This is a genomic window from Eisenbergiella massiliensis, from assembly GCF_003435485.1.
Genome location: NZ_QVLV01000015.1, coordinates 86,402 through 104,127 on the forward strand (window position 1 = coordinate 86,402; position 17,726 = coordinate 104,127).

Below are 17,726 nucleotides of genomic sequence, written 5' to 3' on the forward strand. Positions count from 1 at the left end.
GGATTTCAGCGTCTGAATACGGCAGTTATGGTCAGGTACTTATCATAAGCATCCGACGCATACAGCAGGCCGAATACATCGGTATTCCTGTCAATATTATTTTTCCTTGCCACATGGGCGGGGATTTCCAGAACCATATTTACACCGATGATATCTGACAGTTCCCCTTCTGACAGTTCTTTCTGCAGCGCTTCCTGAGATACCCTGATTACTGCGCTGTCCCTGGCCGGGCTGCCCTCCAGCCCGATGGTAAGATATCCTGTCCCGTCTTTCTGCTCATACCCTTCCGCCGTGCAGCCCATGCTCACAAAGGAAGAAAAACCGCTTAAATGATACAGGATAATCGTCATCACAATAACGACCAGGACCGCTGCAGAGAAAATGGCCGCCAGTACTTTTCTATTCATGCTTTTCCTCCTTCTCCTGCTCCTTCGCTTTAAAACCCGGCGCAATCAGCAGCTTTGCCGCAATCAAATACCCCGCTGCAAGCAACGGGACAAACTTGCAGCACTGCAGAGCAGCGGGGTATTTGACCCTCGCGGCAGTCGCCAAATATCCATGCAAGCATGGCTACTTGGCTCGTTGCTCGCGGGAATAAAGAAAATAATGACTTTCTGTTTCCATTTTAACACATATTTCCATTGGATTCATCTTTTTATCCTTCCCAGTCTTCGGAAATTCTCAGTCCTGCCGTATCCACCACCGGCAGGGAAAACAGGATTGATTTTGCCTTACTTTCCAGCCCTGCTTTTTCCATAATGGCCTTCATGATTTCCTTTTTCTTTTCAGTCCTGGTTACAATGAACGTCATTTCCTTTTCCGATGCCAGGGAAACGCCGAGAAACTTCTCCGCCCTCTCCATTCCGGTTCCCTTGGCATGAATGACGGTTCCGCCGCCTGCCCCCGCTTCCCTGGCGGCATCTGTCACCAGATTCGTATACCCGAAATCGGAAACCACCACAATCAGTTCATATTCCGTATCCTTCAATGATGTCTCCTCCTCTTTTTCAAATTCCTGTCCTGCCAGCATAAGCTGGAGCGCCTTTTTCCCTCCGATGCTGCTCACGGGAACGAGAAAGGAAATTCCCATTCCCGGAACATCTATGCCCAGCTTGTGCTCCATCCCTCTCTTTACCCGCTTCCACACATCTCCTGTCACCATGGAAAAAAGCACTATTTTTTCACTTCCCTCCAGTCCGAGGCAGTCCAGTATTTCATTACCGGCCGTCCCCTTACCCAGAGCCACCATCATAACAGGAAGGTTCTCCGTCCGATTCAGCGCGGCGAACTGCTCGCCCTGGCCCCGCCCTGTAATCGTAACCATTAAATATACTTTACTCATATACGTTTCTCCTACAGGTCAATAATGTCATAATCACCCCATCCAGCAGCATCTGCGGCAACGGCGGCAATCCCTGCCTGCCCGATCTCCGCTTTGCCCGCGCGCAGCCGGAAAACAAGGCCCAGTATCTGTATGGTAATCAGCGGCGTCATGGCAACCATGGCGACCACGCCGAACGCATCCGCAATAATATCTCCTCCTACCGCCGAACAGGCTCCCATGGCAAAGGGAAGCAGAAAGGTGGCGGTCATAGGCCCGGAGGCGACTCCGCCGGAGTCAAAAGCGATGGCCGTAAATATTTTCGGTACGAAAAAGGACAGGCCCAGCGCTATAAAATATCCCGGAACAAGGAACCACAGAATCGAAATACCGGTCAGCACCCGTATCATGGCAAGCCCCAGAGACACGGAAACACCGATGGAAAGGCTCATGCTCATGGCCTTTGCCGAAATGGCTCCGTCCGTTATCTCCTCCACCTGCTTGGTCAGCACAAATACGGCAGGCTCTGCCAGTACAATAAAATACCCAATCAGCATACCGATAGGCACAATAATCCAGCGGTATGGAAGTCCGGCAATCACTCTGCCCAGATAATTTCCCGCAGGCATAAAGCCCACATTCACACCCGTAAGAAACAGCACAAGACCCACATAGGTATAGATGAGCCCCACGCTTATTTTAACCAGGCTTTTTCCGGGAACCAGCCTGAAAATCATCTGGAAAAGGAAAAAGAAAACCACAATCGGCAGAAGGGAAACAGCCATCTCCTTCAAATAAGACGGAAAGCCTGCCTGAAAAACTTTCCACAGCTCTACCGTATCCGCTATTTCCGGTATCTCCACAGGCACATAATCCCCGCTTCCCGGGCGGTAAATCATTCCCAGCAAGAGCACCGCCAGAATCGGCCCGATGGAACACAGGGCAACCAGCCCAAAGCTGTCATCCGAAGCGTGACGGTCATTTCTTACGGCGGAAATACCGATACCCATTGCCATAATAAAAGGCACCGTCATAGGCCCGGTGGTAACGCCGCCGGAATCAAAGGCCACGGACAGAAAATCCTTCGGTACAAAAAAAGTGAGTAAAAATACGATTCCATAGAAAAAAAGAAGCAACGGAGGAAGGGCCATGCTGAACAGCATACGCAGCAGGGCAACCACAAGAAAAATTCCCACGCCAAAGGCCACTGCCAGAATCAGAATCAGATTGGGTACGGATGGCACCTGTTCCGCCAGAACCTGGAGATCCGGCTCGGATATCGTGATGATGAAGCCCAGAATGAAACTCATGGGCACTGCAACCCACAGCTTTCTTGACTGTGTCATGCACGTTCCCACCCGTTCCCCCATAGGCGTCATAGCCATATCCACGCCCATAGTAAACAGTACCATTCCCGCGGTAAGCAACGCCGCCCCTATGAGAAATGCCATGAGGATTCCCGGAGAAACCGGGGCTATGGATAAACATAAAATCAATACAATTGCGATGACAGGAAACACTGCTTTTCCTGTTTCTTTTAACTTTTCCTGGAGATTTGTGCGAAAAAACTTCAAATATACGCTGCCTTTCTGTTGTGTTATCGGCGCCGACGCCAACATGATTTGAGGTTACACAATAAAAGAATAATGGACTGCCATAACTGTCCGGTAGCGTTACAGTTATGATCTGTTTTTATTATAGCATGAACAGGGAAAAACAGGATAGCAAAAATTTGCCCGCTCCTACAACTTTTAACATTTTTTTAACGCGATACAGCAGAAAAGATGTATCGCGTTAATAGTTTATTTTCTCAATGTTTATTTCCAGGTATTTATTTTCCCGATGTTTATTCCCTTGTGATCATTTTCTTGGATGCGCCTGCTGGTACACGCTTCGGATGCGGGAACCGCCTATGTTGGCATAAACCTGCGTGGAAGAAATGTCGGAATGTCCCATCATTTCCTGCACACTGTGCAGATCCGCCCCTTTTTCCACCAGATGGGCCGCAAAAGAATGCCGGAGCGTATGCGGCGTTATGTCCGCTTCTATCCCGGCCTTAGCGGCATAATATTTGATCAGCTTCCAGAACCCCTGACGGCTCATGGGCTTACCGGAGCAGTTAACAAAAAGAGTCTCCGTTTGCGTCCCTTTTATCAGGATATCCCGGGCTTCCTTCAGATAAAGAAGCAGCGCCTCCTTCGCCTGGTTCCCAAAAGGTATGGCACGTTCCTTCGACGAATCCCGACATATTATATAGCCCAGCCTGAGATTCAAATCAGTTATCTGCAGAGAAATCAGCTCGGAAACCCGGATACCGGTGGCATACAGCAGCTCCAGCATGGCTCTGTCCCGAATCTCCTTGGGCGTATTCCTGCCCGGCTGCTCCAGAAGCCGGACCACTTCTCCCATTGTCAGAATTTCCGGCATCTTCTTCTCAATCCTGGGAGCCTTCAGATTCTCAGACACATCCTCCGAAACCATGCCCTTTTTGACCATAAAATGAAAAAAAGCCTTTACAGCCGCTATATGCCGGGATACGGTAGCCGGTGCGAACTGGTTCTTCTCAAGAAAAAGAATATAGGAATTCAGGGAAGTCTCCGTTATCCGGCCCGGCTCCTCAATCCCCTGCTCCTTCAAAAAGCTCTGAAGCTTCTGCAGATCTCTTTTATAGGAAAGCTCCGTGTTCTCCGACGTCTTCTTCACATCATGAAGATAAATAACAAACTCCCGTATCTCTTTTTCCATGCTCCAATGCCTTCCTGCTTCGTTGTTTATGTAAACCAAAAAAGATTCAAAACACATTATAATCAGTTTTTCGAAGAAAAGCAATGCGCATTTTTGCCGATTTTACGGGGATTTTTACAACAATTTGCTTGAAGCACAATATATCGGTAATCGAAATTATGTTTGTACCAGATATTGTTCCTGTTTTCAGAAAAAGAAAAATACTTTTTGTAATATCATCGGATTGATATAGCTCTCCACCAGACAGCCTGCCAGCAGCATTCCCAGGATTACAAGCAAAGTGCCTAAACGAAGCGCTCCCCGTTTTCCTCCTGCGCCGCTCCCGTAACGGCCATTGTATACCCTATCCTGAAAACCCTGGCACCACCGGAAAAGGAACAGATAGGCCGGCGCCAGAAGCAGGACCTGCGGGAAAATTCCTCCTGAAAAAAGGAGAATCCCGCGGATGCCGTACCGGATAGAGAGCACTGACAGAATCGTCCCTGCACAAAATCCGGTCCAGACCAGATACAGGCTTACCGCCATACCTCCAATACCCGCCACAGCCAGCACCGCAAGAAGCACCGCAGGCGCCAGCCTCTGCTTGATGCTGTAAAAGAAAAGCATGGAGCTGTCGATATCCAATACCCCCATTCTTCCCACACTGAAGCTGTCCAGGAAATCCGCATTTACCACCAGGCTTTCCTGCCCTATGTAAATAAGAGCAAGTCCTGCCAGAAAACCGGCTGTAAAGAGCACAAGAATGCGCCCGTTAAGTTTTGCATCTGCCAAACTACCTTTTTCCATATAAAAACCCCTTTGCCTGCTTTTTTTAATATATGCGTCGGTCAACGCACACATGCATGCAAAGGGGTTAACCCTGCCGGTTCATACTCCGGCCAGGCCGCGGGGATAAAATACTTTCGCTCTTATTTACATAAATATTTCGCCCTGTAGCTCATAATCGCGGAAATCGTCTTGGAATCTTCTATTTCCCCTGACAGGATTTTCTCACAGAGTTCATCAACTGTGTAAGCTTCCACATTAATGTATTCATCCTCATCCAGATGCTGGCTTCCCGGTGTCAAATCCGTAGCCACATAAATGTCAATTTTTTCATTGCAGAAAGCCACGGTGGTCCTTATGGTAATCAGCCACTCCATTTTTCCGGCATGGCAGCCCGTTTCCTCCTCCAATTCCCTGGCAGCGGCCTCCATCGTCGGCTCTTCCGGCCCGTTCAGCCCTCCGGCCGGGATTTCCAGCGTATACCTGTCCAATGCATTCCGGTACTGCCTTACCATAAGCAGCTTTCCATCCGCGGTAACCGGCACCACTGCCGCCGCACCCTGGTGCTTGATAAAATCCCATTTTACAATATTTCCATTGGGCACCTGCACCGTATCCTTATAAAAATCAATAATGGAACCCTTATAAACCAGTTCCCTGTCCAACCGTTTGAATTCGTCAGCCATAATATTTCTCCCATCTTAAACTTTTAAAAGCCCTGCAGGGAAAACCCTGCAAGGCTTTTGCAATCGCTATTTTGCATAATCAGAAACACGGCTCTCCCTGATAACATTCACTTTAATCTGTCCCGGATATTCCAGTTCGGCTTCAATCGCCTTGGAAATATCGCGTGCCATCAGAATCATGTCCGCATCTGACACCTGTTCAGGAACTACCATTACCCGAATCTCTCTACCTGCCTGAATAGCAAAAGATTTGTCTACACCTTTGAAATTGTTTGCAATGTCTTCTAACTGTGTTAATCTGCTGGTATAAGTCTCCAGAGTCTCTCTTCTCGCGCCCGGCCTTGCTGCGGAAATTGTGTCTGCAGCCTGAATAATGCACGCAATCAGCGTAGTGGGCTCCACATCACCATGATGGGACTCCACCGCATTAATAACCGTAGCGGATTCCTTATACTTTTTACAAAGTTCCACGCCAAGCTGAATATGGGAACCTTCCATCTCGTGATCCACTGCCTTGCCGATATCATGCAGCAGGCCGGCACGTTTGGCCATTCTCACATCTAAACCAAGCTCTGATGCCAGAAGCCCTGACAGCTGAGCCACCTCTATTGAATGCTTTAAAGCGTTCTGTCCATAACTTGTCCTGAACTTTAACTTGCCCAGTAACTTTACGAGTTCCGGATGAACACCGTGTACCCCAACTTCAAGTACCGCGGCTTCTCCTTCCTCTTTAATCATTACTTCGACTTCCTTCTGCGCCTTTTCCACCATTTCTTCGATTCTTGCCGGATGGATACGTCCGTCAACAATCAGCTTCTCCAGCGCAATTCTTGCTACTTCCCTTCTGATAGGGTCAAAAGAAGATAAAATTACTGCTTCAGGTGTATCGTCTATAATCAGATCCACACCGGTCAGCGTTTCAAGGGTTCTGATATTTCTTCCCTCACGCCCGATAATTCTCCCCTTCATCTCGTCATTCGGAAGCTGTACCACGGAAATCGTAGCTTCAGCCACATGGTCTGCCGCACATCTCTGAATGGCGGTTACCACATATTCCCTGGCTTTCTTGTCTGCTTCCTCTTTGGCCCTGCTTTCCATATCCTTGATCATCACGGCCGATTCATGTTTTACTTCATCTTCAACAATTTTCAATAAGTAATCTTTTGCCTGTTCGGAGGTTAATCCTGAGATTCGTTCCAGTTCCTGTACTCTCTGCTCGTTCAGCTTCGCGATCTCTGCTTTCTGCTTTGCTAATTCCTCTTCCCTGGCTGCCAGTACGGATTCCTTCTTTTCAATGGCATCCGACTTCTTGTCCACGTTCTCTTCCTTCTGCTGCACTCTTCTTTCAAAGCGCTGCACCTCGGCTCTGCGTTCCTTGATCTCCTTATCCAATTCGTTCTTTGCACGAATGGATTCCTCCTTCACTTCCAGCAGTCCCTCACGCTTTTTGGTTTCAGCAGCTTTCACCGCATCATCAATAATTTCTCTTGCCTTGTCTTCGGCGTTGCCGATTTTGGTCTCAGTTTCTTTCTTCCTATATGCAGAGGTTACTACAAATGTAACCGGGATAGAAATCAACAGAGTGACCGCTACTGCTATTACATAACTAAGCATAGACAGGAGCACCTCCTTATTAAATTTTCATTGTGCGAATATCTGTTATAGAATGTATGTACGCCAAACATTCTTATAAGCGATTTTACAACACTTCAATTTTAATAAATAACAGGTATTATGTCAAGTAGAAAAGCATATTTTGACCAAATTTCATAACTTTTGCACAAGATAACCTGTTATTCCCAGGAGTCCCCTTCTTCCAAATCATCGCAATTCATGGCTTTTCTTATCTTATCCGGCGAGAAACCCTTTCTGTACAGGAAAGCCTGAATCCGTCTTTTTTCTTTTAAATCCGCCTGTTTCGCATCAAAATGCTTCTTTCTGAGGAGCTCTTTAATCATAGCTTCCTCATTCTGAAGGCCATCCGCTTCCTGAACGGTGCAAAACGCCTCCTCAATACAGCTTCTGTCAACGCCTTTGCGTCTCAGATCGTCCTCCATCCGCCTGCGGCTTTTCGTTTCCATGTAGGTTTCCACATATCTTCTTGCATAAGCCTCATCATTTATGTACCCAAAGGATTCCACATAAGCAATAGCCTCTTCAATGACCGGAGGAGGATACTTTCCCTGCCGCAGCTTCTCTTCCATCTGCTGTCTTGTATATTCCCTGGACTTCAGCAGGTTCATGCAGCGCAGCTTCGCCCGCTTGGGGAGTACGTTCTCCATAATCTCCTCATAGACATGAGGGGGCAGTTCTCTATCCTGTGCAATACCGTATTTATGAAGTTCGCCTTTGTATAATACAAAGGCGAATTCTCCATCGATGCTGACTGCATATTTCGTTTTATTTATTGGTTCTGTCCTGGTAACAATCATTTCTGTTCTGCCTGCACGGCTTTAACCGCAGCGCCGGCGGCCGCCTTCACTTCCCTGCTGTCCTTTGCAGCTTTGGCTCCGGCAGCTTCCTTCACAGGTTCTTCCTTCCTGTCTGAAGCATCGGCTTCTTTCTTCTCGTCCAGCTTATAGTATGCGCGTACTTTCTTCTCGATTTCATCGCAGATCTTCGTATTTTCTTTCAGGAAGTTCTTCGCATTCTCCCTTCCCTGTCCGATCTTGTTTCCTTCGTAGGCAAACCATGCGCCGCTCTTATTGACAATATTAATATCCGCTGCCAGATCCAGAATATCCCCGACTTTGGAAATGCCCTCTCCGAACATGATGTCAAATTCCGCTTCCTTGAAGGGCGGCGCTATTTTATTCTTTACCACCTTGACACGGGTACGGTTTCCTACCACTTCCCCTGCCTGCTTCAGGGATTCAATCCTTCTTACGTCCAGACGGATGGTAGAGTAGAACTTCAGGGCACGGCCGCCGGTAGTGGTCTCCGGATTGCCGAACATGACGCCCACCTTCTCACGCAGCTGGTTGATGAAGATAACTGTACAGTTGGACTTGCTGATTACTGCAGTAAGCTTACGCAGCGCCTGGGACATCAGACGGGCCTGCAGGCCCACGTGGCTGTCCCCCATATCGCCGTCTATTTCGGCCTTGGGAACAAGAGCCGCAACGGAGTCAACAACAACGATATCGATGGCGCCTGAACGCACCATGGTCTCTGTAATCTCCAGAGCCTGTTCTCCGTTATCAGGCTGGGAAATATACAGGTTATCAATATCCACACCAATATTCTTCGCATAGGCAGGGTCCAGCGCATGCTCCGCATCTATAAAGCCTGCAATGCCGCCCCTGCGCTGAACCTCAGCGATCATATGCAGGGTGACGGTGGTCTTACCACTGGATTCCGGTCCATATATTTCAACAATTCTTCCCTTGGGTATTCCGCCCAGGCCAAGTGCAATATCAAGGCTTAATGAGCCTGTGGGAATCGTCTCCACATTCATCTGCGTAGCCGGATCCCCCAGCTTCATGACTGCTCCCTTTCCAAACTGCTTTTCAATCTGTGCCAGTGCGGCGTCAAGCGCTTTGAGTTTGTCTTCTTTTTCCATTATGTTCTCCTTCTTATCCAGAACGGATGTTCTCTTTTTCTATAATAAAACATCTGTTCGTATTTGTCAATTCCCAACTTTAAATATAATATACAATATCAGGTGTCCGATAAAACTCCCTCAACAGGCATCCCTCCTTTATTTTTTATTGCATTGAAACGATTGGCGAAATGCCCGATTAGATGTCCGCTCTATAGATGGAATGGACATGGCTGAATTCCTTCAGACAAAGGTGCACCGGTTTGGAACGCCTCCAGCAAAGATATGCTTTTTTGATTGTAACATAAACTTCATCCAAATGCCACTAAAAAAAGCATGCTTCCATAAAAAAGGAACATGCCGGGATACTGTTCAGACGGGTCTGCGAATTTAGCTGCGCATACTGTACAAATATATAGCGGCAGCAGGCATCCGGCCTGTTGTGAGGCAAATCAAATGGCCGGATGTCCGCAACAGTTCAGTTTATCTGAACTGCCGCACATGCCGTAGTATTGGGGCAACAATCCATGCCCTCCCTAAATTTTCTTCATATAACGTCCATAATCTTTAATAGTGGCTGTAACCCAGCCGCTGCTCGTGCTGGTGGTATAATTAAACCCGATTTCCAGGCCTACAGGGGTATAGAAAATAATATTGGTATCCGAATCCGAAAGGAAATCCTGAAGCTGTTCGTCATCCATCCGATCCACAGCCTCGGCCGTTCCGTTCTGGTAAGCATCCTGATCCCTGAATTCTTTGGCCAGCTGCTCGTTATACTCTATCATTTCCCCGTTGTCCAAAAGTTCGCCGCTTACCAGATCGATATTAATGCAGTAAAGCGAAATGTAGGATTCCTGGTTCATTGCATATTTCTCCTGAAGGACTATGCTGATTTTTTCCTCATCCATATAGGTTACATAACCAATGCTGGAGGTTGCGTAGGAGAGTTGCTCATCTTCACCCTGGGCATCCTTATAGTAGTTGTAAAGCTTGCTGTAATAAGTGGCCTCGTATTCAATCTCCTGGTTCAGCTCGTCCAGATGGGGAATATTCCCACCCTTCAGCTGCGGGTATTTTCCGGTTGCCGTAGCGCCTGTCTCGTCATCCACATAGCTGTAATCTTCCCATTCCACCGTATAACTGAGGTCGTCACGGATGGAATTGGCAATTGTTACATAGTAGTCATCCTCCGGGCTGGGAACATAATCCCCTTCCTCTGTTTCCGGTTCATAGGTTCCACCGCCGCTGAAATCAGGAAGCTGGCTGTCATCGCCGCTGTCATAACCAAAGGGTATCGTTTCCTCAGGAACTGCCCCTCCGTAATTCTTGGAATTAGAAATACCGCTGCTGGCTTCCCTGACCGCACCCTTGACAATAATAAAAATAAGGACCATGACGATGCAGAGAAGCACCGCGATTACCGCTACAATAACCGCCGCCACGGTTCTGCTGTTGTTACGCTTCTGAGGGGGCATATTGGGATAGGCTCCATAAGGCTGCCGGCCATATGGAGGCACTCCTCCCGGAGGGATTTGTCCATAGTACCCGCTCTGCTGCGGTCCATACTGCTGCGAAGAGCCATACCGGGTATTATTCTGCCCGCCCTGCGCGGCGCCGGGCGCACCCGGGCCTGCCTGGCCTCCTGGCACATTTCCATAGGGCGGAATATTCTGCGCGCCGCAGGGAGGCATTCCCTGGCCGCCGGCCGGAATATTTTCATTTCCACAGGGAGGCACAGGAGCCTGTGAACCGGCATTTCCATAAGGGGGCACCGGCGCCTGCCCGGCAGCGTATCCATAAGGAGGTACCGAAGCTTCACCGCCCGTCTCACAGGGAGGGACCGCAGCCTGTTCAACGGCATTCCCATCAGGAGCTTCCGTCTCCGCTGCTCCTTCTGCTTTTGCATCCTTTTTATTCCGGTCATATCCGCAGCTTATACAGACACCGTTTTTCATCAGCGCCCCGCATTCCGGACAAAATCCATATTCTTCATCCTCGTACATACATTATCCTCCATTGCTCAGGCCGGTTTTATGTGCCAAAAGCTTTTTTCTTCTTTCCCCTCTTCCCCGCAAGGCCGGAATCATACTTTTTTCCCGAAAGTCTTCTGACTGTAATATTCCAGTATACACTGACGCATCATCGTTAATGCGGCCGAAACCGCTGTTTCCCTTATCTTTGCCCGGTTTCCGCTGAAATGGAATTCCTTTACATGCGTGGTGCCGCACACATAGCAACCCATATAAATAAGTCCCACAGGCTTCTCAGCAGTGCCGCCGTCAGGTCCCGCAATTCCCGTAATGGAAAAGGTAACGTCCGCTTTCGTCAGAAGCGCAGTTCCTCTCGCCATTTCCTTGGCCGTCTGCGGGCTTACCGCGCCGAATTTATCCAGCGTGCCTTTTTTTACGCCGGCAATTTTTCTTTTTGCCTTATTGGAATAAGTAATATAACCTGTCTTGAAGACCTCGGAAACCCCAGGTATGTTAATCAGGCGGGCGGCAAGCATGCCTCCCGTGCAGGACTCAATGGTTGATACGGTCAGCTCGTTGGCCAAAAGCAGGTCAACCACCGCCTTTTCCAGCGTCACATCCTCTTCCGTGGTATACACGGCGCTGCCGAACCGGGATTTCAGTTCCTTCACCACCGGCTTTACCAGCTTCTTCGCTTCCTTTTCATCCTCAGCTCGGGCGGTAACACGCAGATGCACCTCTCCGGTCTTGGCATAGGGAGCCACCGTGGGATTGGCAAGGGCCTCCAAATCTGTAATCTGGCTTTCCACCTTGCTTTCGCCCATACCGCATATTTTTACGGTTTTGGAAAAAATAATCCCCGGCGCATCAGGGTTCTCCAGGCCCGTCAGAAAAGGCGCGATGCTGTTTTCAAACATCGGCTTCAATTCATTGGGAGGACCGGGAAGCAGAATCATCCGTTTTCCTTCCTTTTCCATGATAATACCCGGAGCAGTGCCGTTGTCATTGTCTACAACAATGGCTCCTTCGGGAACAAGCGCCTGCTTCTTGTTATTTTCCGTCATTTCCAAACCGCGTTCCCGGAAATAAGTTTCGATTCTTTCCAGGGAATGAGGATCCATGGCAAGCTGCCTGTTCCATACGCCGGCGGCGGTTTCCTTTGTCAGATCATCCTGGGTCGGCCCAAGGCCTCCCGTCAGAATCACAAGATCCGACCGTTCCAGCGCCGTCCGTATTGTCCCCGCAAGCCTTCCGCTATTGTCGCCCACCACTGTCTGATAATAGCAGGACAATCCCAGCCCCGCACATTTCTCCGCCAGGTATGCTGCGTTGGTGTTGACTATGTTCCCCAGCAGAAGCTCAGTTCCTACCGAAATTAATTCAACTACCATACCGAACCTCTTTTCTCTATTTCTGGTCCTTCAGACAATCCTTGTTTTTCACAAGATAATCTACAAGGGACACTACCGTAAGAATCAGAGCCGCCCACATTACAATCGTCGTAACCAGGGAAAGCACCGGAATATCCGCTATCATGAGCACAATCATCACCATCTGGAAGGTGGTTTTGAATTTTCCCCAGTAGCCTGCCGCAATCACCACGCCTTTATCGGATGCCACCAGACGGAAGCCGCTGATGATAAATTCCCTGCTGACTATAATAATTACAATCCAGGCCGGGATTTTTCCCATTTCCACAAGGCAGATCAAGGCAGAACATACAAGAAGCTTATCCGCCAGGGGATCCATGAATTTTCCAAAGGTGGTTACCAGGTTATATTTTCTGGCAATTTTGCCGTCCAGCAGGTCCGTCAGGCTGGCGATGACAAACAGGGCCAGCGCAATCCACTTCCCGGCACCGCCGATGGGAACCAGCATGAATACCACAAAGGGTATGATCATTATCATTCTCAGTATCGTAAGCTTATTCGGTAAATTCATCTTCCAGCTCTCCTATCAAATCATATTCATAAGATCCGGTAATCCGCACTTTTACGAAATCACCCGTCAACAGTTCTCTTGAGGTATTGACAAACAGCAGTCCGTCCACATTAGGGGCGTCCTTATAGGTTCTTGCCACATAGGCATTCTCCCCGTCCACCCTGCCTTCTATCATGGCAATAAGCGTTTTTCCCTTCATGTTCTCCGCCTTCTCAAAGGCGATTTCCTGCTGCAGCTCCATCAGCTCGGCCTGTCTGTCCTCCTTCACTTCCTGGGGGACCTGATTCTCCATCCGCGCCGCCGGCGTCCCTTCCTCCTGGGAATAGGTAAATACCCCCAGCCGGTCAAATTCCAGCTCATCCACGAAATTATACAGCTCTATATGATCCTCCTGCGTCTCTCCGGGGAATCCGCTGATAAGCGTGGTACGCAGACAGATATCCGGAATTTCCTCCCGCAGCCTGCCGATCCGCTCCCGCAGCTCGGCCTGATCGGTCCGCCTGCCCATCTGCTTCAATATCCTGTCTGAAGCATGCTGGATTGGCATATCCAGATAATGACAGATTTTCGGTTCTGTTTTTATCGTTTCTATTAATTCATCCGTAATTTCCTCCGGATAGCAGTACAAAATCCTTATCCAGTAGATACCGGGGATGGCGCAGAGCCTGTGAAGCAGCTGCGGCAGCTTCTTTTCGCCGTAAATGTCCTTCCCATAAACCGTGGTTTCCTGGGCCACAAGAATCAGCTCCTTAACGCCGCCCTCAGCCAGTTCCCGCGCTTCCTTTTCCAGCACTTCCATGGGGACGCTGCGGTAATTGCCCCGCACCTTTGGGATAATGCAGTAGGTGCAGCGTTTGTCGCAGCCCTCCGCAATTTTCAGATAGGCAAAATGGCCGCCTGTAGTGACGCTGCGGTGCTTGCCGTAAACCAGCGCCGCGTCCGGGTCCGTAATATGGTTGTGCTTCTCTCCTGCCGAAACCTCATCAATGGCGGCTGTCACCGCATCAATAGCCATGGTCCCCAGGATTTCATCCACCTCCGGGATTTCCGTCTGGATTTCTTCCTTATAACGCTGCGCCAGGCAGCCGGCCACGATAAGCGCCTTCAGCTGTCCGCTCTTTTTTAATTCGGCCATTTCCAGAATGGTATTTATGCTTTCTTCCTTGGCATCGCCGATAAAGCAGCAGGTGTTGATTACCGCAGCCTCCGCTTCCGCCTCGTCATCCGTAAAGGTATGCCCCTTTTCGGCCAGCATCCCAAGCATCATCTCGGTATCCACAAGATTTTTATCACAGCCCAGGGAAATAAATAGTATTTTCATGCTTTCTTATGAAAAAAGAGAAATGCACACGGCAATTTCTCTTCTCCCTTCCCCCATTTTAATCTTCGGTTTCTTCATCTCCGAGAATTTTGATTTTGCCTTCATTCAGTTCTTCTACAGCAACGGATAAAGGCTTCATGCCTGTCTTCATATTTACTAACGGCTCATCGCCTCCGATGATCTGCCTTGCTCTTTTGGAAGTCGCCATAACGATGGAATAACGGCTGCTTACAATCTTGGTTTCGCCGGGCTCCACGTCGCTGTTCACGACTTTCATTAAATCGGTATAAGAGGGATGTAACATTTTCATTCTCCTTTCACTAACGCGTCCAGCTCGGAACGCATATCAGCTATCAATTCCTTATTTCTTTTCGGATTTCTGCGGGATGCGGAAATAATGGAATGCATTTCCTTCACGCAGTCGTCCAGTTTATCATTGATTATGATATAATCATAATTTTCAATGCCTTCCGCTTCCTCTGCCGCGCGCGCAATACGCTGGCAGATGACCTCCTCGCTTTCGGTGCCTCTTCCTTCCAGCCTTCTTTTTAATTCTTCCGCGCTGGGCGGCATGATAAATAAAAGAAGGGCTTCCGGGAATTTTTCTTTCACCTTAAGCGCGCCCTGGATTTCAATTTCCAGGATTACGTCCCGTCCGTTGTCCAGACAGGCCTCCACATATTCTCTGGGCGTTCCGTAGTAGTTGCCGCAGTAGCTGGCATACTCGATCAGCCCGTCCTTTGCAATCGTCTCTTCGAAGGTATCCTTATCCACAAAAAAATAGGATTTACCTTCTTCCTCGCCCGGCCTGGGCTTTCTTGTCGTCATGGAAACCGACAGCGCATAATTATCATAGGTTTTGAGCAGTTCCTTCATCAATGTTCCCTTGCCTGCCCCGGAAAAACCGGATACGACAATCAGAATTCCCCTATGCTTCATCATTATCCTCCCGTTCGGCCTGCGCCCTGTTTGCAATGGTTTCCGGCAGAAGCGCCGACAGCACAAGCTGACCGTTCTCCATCACCAGCACCGCCTTTGTCTTACGTCCCTGCGTCGCGTCCACGGCCGCCCCCGTCTCTCTGGCTGTCTGCACCATACGCTTGATGGGTGCGGAATCAGGGCTGACCACCGCGATAATCTTTTCCGTATTTACAATATTGCCAAAACCGACATGGATAAACTGACTCATTGACCGCCTCCGCCATTATTCAATATTCTGAATCTGCTCTCTGACCTTCTCAATTTCCGTCTTCAGCTCAATCGCCCGGTCGGAGGTCTCCAGATCATTGGCCTTGGAAAGAATGGTATTGGCTTCCCGGTTCATTTCCTGGGCAATAAAATCAAGCTTCCTTCCGATGCTTCCACCTTCACCAAGAGTTTTTTTCGTAGTCTCAATATGGCTTCTTAAGCGCACCAGTTCTTCATCCACACACACTTTATCGGCAAAAATAGTAACCTCCATAAGAAGACGGTTCTCATCCACCTGGGCATCCTCAAGAAGCTCTTTTACCTTATCCTTAAGCGTCTGCCTGTATTCCGCTATTATCTGCGGCGACCTTTCCTCAATAAAAGCCACGCTTTCCAGCATGCCGTCCAGCTTGGAAATCAAATCCTCCTTCAGGTTCTCCCCTTCGGTAATCCTGGTCTGTGACAGTCCTTCTGCCGCTCCCCTCAGCGCCTTTTCCAGCGTCTTCCAGATGCCTTCCTCATCAATGGCCTGCTCCTCCATGGAGAAAACCTCCGGGAATCTGGAAAGGGAGGAAACACGGATATCGTTGTCCAGTGAAAAATCCTCTGCCATCTGCTTCAGATACTGCATGTATTCCCCGGCAATATCCCTGTTGTACTTGATCGTCACATTGTTCTCTGTAAAATCTTCGTAGGTAATGAACAAATCCACTTTGCCGCGCTGGATATATTCTTTCAACACGCTTCTTATGGAAGCTTCAAAAAAATTCAGCTTCTTTGGCATCTTTATGCTTACATCCAGATACCTGTGGTTTACGGACTTCATTTCTACGGTAATTTTACGTTCGGCCTCGCTGATTTCGCATCTGCCGAAGCCTGTCATACTTTTTATCATCAGTATTCCTCCAGAAAATACATTCCCATAATTCATTTTATTATAAAGCAATGCATGTGAGTAGTCAAGGATTTTGAGGGAGGTCGGAAAAGGACGGAAAAAGGTATCGGGGGCGTGCTTCGCTTTGGCGGCGGCCGGCGGCTGGTTTCCCCTGGGCGGGGCGGCTGTGATGTTTTTTCGGATCCGGTCTCAAAAAAGGGGGGTTTCTAACTGTTCCTGTCTGTCGGGATTCTGCCGGCGCAGCCAAAACTCCTCTCACAGCGGCCGTTGGCCTGCTGTGTTCGTCAGACAGGCTGCTAAGGGCGGCAGAATTCCGGCAGGCAGGAGCAGTAAGAAACAACACCTTTTTTTCCAATGGATCTGAAAAAACATCACAGCCGCCCCGCCCAGGGGAAACCAGCTGCCGGCCGCCACCGGAGCAAAGCACGCCCCCGATACCTTTTTCCTGGTAGTGCAGGGAGGTTTTTTTATATTTACATTATATAAAACTTTATATGTCCAAACTTTACATTAAGGCGGTTGTTCTTGACATTTGGAGGGGTGGCTGGGGATGGCAGGGTGAGGTAGAATTGGGGTATCAAAAGAACAGAAGAAAGGAAATGATAAATATGAATATGAGGAATGGTACATTGGAGAATGGGGCTTTGCTGGATACGAATCTGGATACTACTTTTTTAAAGGTGGTCGCTGTTATCAGTATGCTTTTGGATCATGTGGGGGGGACTTTTTTTCCTGAATATCCTGTGTTCCGGTGGATCGGGAGGCTGGCGTTTCCTATATTTTGTTATTGTATGACCGTGGGGATGCTTTATACGAGAGATATTAAGAGGTATTTGGGGCGGATTGCGGTGTTTGCGGTTATTTCCCAGCCGTTCTGGATTCTTGCTTTTAATCCGCATGATTTTTGGGGGAATCTGACGAACTGGAATATATTTTTTACTTTGTTTATCAGTCTTTTGGCTGTGTGGGGTTTTAAGGAGAAAAAATGGTGGCTTTTTGCAGTTTCTACCTTTGTAATCTGTTTTTGGAATTTTGATTATTCTTTTACCGGAATTCTCCTTATGCTTATTTTTTATCTTTGCCGTAAAAAACCGGTATTGGGGGCTGTTTTGTATACGTTGAGTTATCTTCCGGCTCTGTTTGGAGGCAGTCTTGAGGATCCTTTGTGTTGGGTGGTTGGCGGGCATCCTGTTGGTTTTGAAATTTTCTCGCTGCTTGCGCTGCCTTTCATTTATTTCCATACGAATACTTCCATTAAGCTTCCTAAGTGGTTTTTCTATGTGTTTTATCCGGCTCACCTGGCTCTCATTGCATTGGTGCGGTACTTTATGGGCTTTTAGATTTGGTGGTTTT

General features: G+C 48.6%; 19 protein-coding genes. 2 read left to right on the forward strand and 17 right to left on the reverse strand.

From position 1 onward, the window contains the following. Positions 1–5: 5 nt before the first annotated feature. The 3 genes from DXC51_RS19350 to DXC51_RS19365 form a co-directional block, all read right to left on the reverse strand. Positions 6–407 carry a hypothetical protein gene (locus DXC51_RS19350; protein WP_102288438.1) on the reverse strand — a complete coding sequence of 134 codons (402 nt, stop codon included), beginning with the start codon at positions 405–407 and terminating at the stop codon, positions 6–8. Between the two features lie 248 nt (positions 408–655). Further along, positions 656–1,342 (reverse strand): P-II family nitrogen regulator, encoded by a 687-nt coding sequence (locus DXC51_RS19360; RefSeq protein WP_021636662.1) that lies wholly within the window; start codon positions 1,340–1,342, stop codon positions 656–658. An 11-nt stretch (positions 1,343–1,353) separates the two neighbouring features. Next, positions 1,354–2,772, reverse strand: a complete 1,419-nt coding sequence (locus tag DXC51_RS19365; RefSeq protein ID WP_320912122.1) for a DUF1538 domain-containing protein — start codon at positions 2,770–2,772, stop codon at positions 1,354–1,356. A 25-nt stretch (positions 2,773–2,797) separates the two neighbouring features. Here DXC51_RS19365 and DXC51_RS30105 point away from each other — a divergent pair, with 25 nt between their 5' ends. After that, positions 2,798–2,947 (forward strand): hypothetical protein, encoded by a 150-nt coding sequence (locus DXC51_RS30105; protein ID WP_242991413.1) that lies wholly within the window; start codon positions 2,798–2,800, stop codon positions 2,945–2,947. Positions 2,948–3,181: 234 nt separating this feature from the next. On the opposite strand, the gene xerD is transcribed toward DXC51_RS30105, so the two are convergent. The 14 genes from xerD to DXC51_RS19435 form a co-directional block, all read right to left on the reverse strand. Then, a complete protein-coding gene (xerD, locus tag DXC51_RS19370; RefSeq protein WP_117545198.1) occupies positions 3,182–4,066 on the reverse strand; it encodes a site-specific tyrosine recombinase XerD in 885 nt (294 codons plus the stop codon). 186 nt (positions 4,067–4,252) lie between these two features. Continuing rightward, positions 4,253–4,852 (reverse strand): stage II sporulation protein M, encoded by a 600-nt coding sequence (locus DXC51_RS19375; protein ID WP_162162500.1) that lies wholly within the window; start codon positions 4,850–4,852, stop codon positions 4,253–4,255. A 122-nt stretch (positions 4,853–4,974) separates the two neighbouring features. Continuing rightward, positions 4,975–5,517: an NUDIX domain-containing protein gene (locus DXC51_RS19380; protein ID WP_117545199.1), complete on the reverse strand. Its 543-nt coding sequence runs from the start codon at positions 5,515–5,517 to the stop codon at positions 4,975–4,977. Positions 5,518–5,583: 66 nt separating this feature from the next. Further along, entirely contained in the window at positions 5,584–7,131 is a 1,548-nt protein-coding gene (gene rny, locus DXC51_RS19385; RefSeq protein ID WP_021636667.1) for a ribonuclease Y, read from the reverse strand. A 179-nt stretch (positions 7,132–7,310) separates the two neighbouring features. After that, positions 7,311–7,949, reverse strand: a complete 639-nt coding sequence (locus DXC51_RS19390; RefSeq protein WP_021636668.1) for a regulatory protein RecX — start codon at positions 7,947–7,949, stop codon at positions 7,311–7,313. Continuing rightward, positions 7,946–9,079 carry a recombinase RecA gene (recA, locus tag DXC51_RS19395; protein WP_021636669.1) on the reverse strand — a complete coding sequence of 378 codons (1,134 nt, stop codon included), beginning with the start codon at positions 9,077–9,079 and terminating at the stop codon, positions 7,946–7,948. The genes DXC51_RS19390 and recA overlap by 4 nt, the downstream gene beginning before the upstream one ends. A 515-nt stretch (positions 9,080–9,594) precedes the next feature. Next, a complete protein-coding gene (locus DXC51_RS19400; protein ID WP_021636673.1) occupies positions 9,595–11,061 on the reverse strand; it encodes a zinc ribbon domain-containing protein in 1,467 nt (488 codons plus the stop codon). 80 nt (positions 11,062–11,141) lie between these two features. Continuing rightward, positions 11,142–12,419 (reverse strand): competence/damage-inducible protein A, encoded by a 1,278-nt coding sequence (locus DXC51_RS19405; RefSeq protein WP_021636674.1) that lies wholly within the window; start codon positions 12,417–12,419, stop codon positions 11,142–11,144. Between the two features lie 16 nt (positions 12,420–12,435). After that, positions 12,436–12,969, reverse strand: coding sequence for a CDP-diacylglycerol--glycerol-3-phosphate 3-phosphatidyltransferase (gene pgsA, locus DXC51_RS19410; RefSeq protein WP_021636675.1), 534 nt, complete (start codon positions 12,967–12,969; stop codon positions 12,436–12,438). Beyond that, positions 12,953–14,290 (reverse strand): 30S ribosomal protein S12 methylthiotransferase RimO, encoded by a 1,338-nt coding sequence (rimO, locus tag DXC51_RS19415; RefSeq protein WP_021636676.1) that lies wholly within the window; start codon positions 14,288–14,290, stop codon positions 12,953–12,955. The genes pgsA and rimO overlap by 17 nt, the downstream gene beginning before the upstream one ends. A gap of 58 nt (positions 14,291–14,348) precedes the next feature. Then, positions 14,349–14,594, reverse strand: a complete 246-nt coding sequence (rpoZ, locus tag DXC51_RS19420; protein WP_035322025.1) for a DNA-directed RNA polymerase subunit omega — start codon at positions 14,592–14,594, stop codon at positions 14,349–14,351. Between the two features lie 2 nt (positions 14,595–14,596). Next, positions 14,597–15,229, reverse strand: coding sequence for a guanylate kinase (gene gmk / locus DXC51_RS19425; RefSeq protein WP_035322027.1), 633 nt, complete (start codon positions 15,227–15,229; stop codon positions 14,597–14,599). After that, complete coding sequence (locus tag DXC51_RS19430) at positions 15,219–15,479, reverse strand: DUF370 domain-containing protein (protein ID WP_021636679.1); 261 nt, start codon at positions 15,477–15,479, stop codon at positions 15,219–15,221. Before DXC51_RS19430 ends, gmk begins: the two co-directional genes overlap by 11 nt. 15 nt (positions 15,480–15,494) lie before the next feature. Beyond that, the gene (locus DXC51_RS19435) at positions 15,495–16,373 is read right to left on the reverse strand and encodes a YicC/YloC family endoribonuclease (protein ID WP_035322029.1); all 879 of its coding nucleotides are present in this window, start codon (positions 16,371–16,373) and stop codon (positions 15,495–15,497) included. Positions 16,374–16,981: 608 nt separating this feature from the next. Between DXC51_RS19435 and DXC51_RS19440 the strand changes: the two genes are divergently transcribed. After that, positions 16,982–17,713 (forward strand): TraX family protein, encoded by a 732-nt coding sequence (locus tag DXC51_RS19440; protein WP_051358390.1) that lies wholly within the window; start codon positions 16,982–16,984, stop codon positions 17,711–17,713. The last annotated feature ends 13 nt before the right edge of the window (positions 17,714–17,726 follow it).

Coding starts and splice junctions, on each gene's coding strand:
- DXC51_RS19350 (WP_102288438.1), bottom strand. CDS start 407: ATGAATAGAAAAGTACTGGCGGCCATTTTCTCTGCAGCGGTCCTGGTC.
- DXC51_RS19360 (WP_021636662.1), bottom strand. CDS start 1,342: ATGAGTAAAGTATATTTAATGGTTACGATTACAGGGCGGGGCCAGGGC.
- DXC51_RS19365 (WP_320912122.1), bottom strand. CDS start 2,772: ATGGCATTTCTCATAGGGGCGGCGTTGCTTACCGCGGGAATGGTACTG.
- DXC51_RS30105 (WP_242991413.1), top strand. CDS start 2,798: ATGGATAAACATAAAATCAATACAATTGCGATGACAGGAAACACTGCT.
- xerD (WP_117545198.1), bottom strand. CDS start 4,066: ATGGAAAAAGAGATACGGGAGTTTGTTATTTATCTTCATGATGTGAAG.
- DXC51_RS19375 (WP_162162500.1), bottom strand. CDS start 4,852: ATGGAAAAAGGTAGTTTGGCAGATGCAAAACTTAACGGGCGCATTCTT.
- DXC51_RS19380 (WP_117545199.1), bottom strand. CDS start 5,517: ATGGCTGACGAATTCAAACGGTTGGACAGGGAACTGGTTTATAAGGGT.
- rny (WP_021636667.1), bottom strand. CDS start 7,131: ATGCTTAGTTATGTAATAGCAGTAGCGGTCACTCTGTTGATTTCTATC.
- DXC51_RS19390 (WP_021636668.1), bottom strand. CDS start 7,949: ATGATTGTTACCAGGACAGAACCAATAAATAAAACGAAATATGCAGTC.
- recA (WP_021636669.1), bottom strand. CDS start 9,079: ATGGAAAAAGAAGACAAACTCAAAGCGCTTGACGCCGCACTGGCACAG.
- DXC51_RS19400 (WP_021636673.1), bottom strand. CDS start 11,061: ATGTACGAGGATGAAGAATATGGATTTTGTCCGGAATGCGGGGCGCTG.
- DXC51_RS19405 (WP_021636674.1), bottom strand. CDS start 12,419: ATGGTAGTTGAATTAATTTCGGTAGGAACTGAGCTTCTGCTGGGGAAC.
- pgsA (WP_021636675.1), bottom strand. CDS start 12,969: ATGAATTTACCGAATAAGCTTACGATACTGAGAATGATAATGATCATA.
- rimO (WP_021636676.1), bottom strand. CDS start 14,290: ATGAAAATACTATTTATTTCCCTGGGCTGTGATAAAAATCTTGTGGAT.
- rpoZ (WP_035322025.1), bottom strand. CDS start 14,594: ATGTTACATCCCTCTTATACCGATTTAATGAAAGTCGTGAACAGCGAC.
- gmk (WP_035322027.1), bottom strand. CDS start 15,229: ATGAAGCATAGGGGAATTCTGATTGTCGTATCCGGTTTTTCCGGGGCA.
- DXC51_RS19430 (WP_021636679.1), bottom strand. CDS start 15,479: ATGAGTCAGTTTATCCATGTCGGTTTTGGCAATATTGTAAATACGGAA.
- DXC51_RS19435 (WP_035322029.1), bottom strand. CDS start 16,373: ATGATAAAAAGTATGACAGGCTTCGGCAGATGCGAAATCAGCGAGGCC.
- DXC51_RS19440 (WP_051358390.1), top strand. CDS start 16,982: ATGAATATGAGGAATGGTACATTGGAGAATGGGGCTTTGCTGGATACG.